General features: G+C 26.4%; 1 pseudogene. It reads left to right on the plus strand.

Annotation, left to right across the window (positions count from 1 at the left end):
• Nucleotides 1–462: pseudogene (locus tag CP965_RS14020) on the plus strand (phosphomannomutase/phosphoglucomutase); the annotation flags it as partial.

The following is a 462-nucleotide window of genomic DNA, read 5'->3' on the forward strand; positions in this document are numbered from 1 at the left end:
TATTTATTCACTTGGAAGAGAAATTCTAGCGGACAATACAATAATAGAAGATAATGAAGAAACAATAGTAATTGATTCTAAAAATAGATATATAGCTTATATAGTAAAAAGTTTTTCACACTTAAAACTTGAAAATAAAAAATTTGTTTTTGATTGTGGGAATGGTGTTGCTGGCGTTGTATTAAGAGAAATTCTTGATAAATTAAATATTAAGTATAAAATTTTATTTGAAGAACCAGATGGAAATTTCCCAAATCATCATCCAGATCCAAGTGATGAGCATACTTTAGAAGATATAAAAAAAGAGTTAGCAACTGGTGAATTTGATTTTGGATTTGCTTATGATGGTGATGCAGATAGAATTGCTTTACTTTCACCAAAATATAACTTTAAAGGAGATATTTTAGCAATATTCTTCTCTAAATTTATAAAAAATCCTACTGTTATTGGTGAAGTTAAATG

Source organism: Halarcobacter mediterraneus (assembly GCF_004116625.1).
Taxonomy (GTDB): domain Bacteria; phylum Campylobacterota; class Campylobacteria; order Campylobacterales; family Arcobacteraceae; genus Halarcobacter; species Halarcobacter mediterraneus.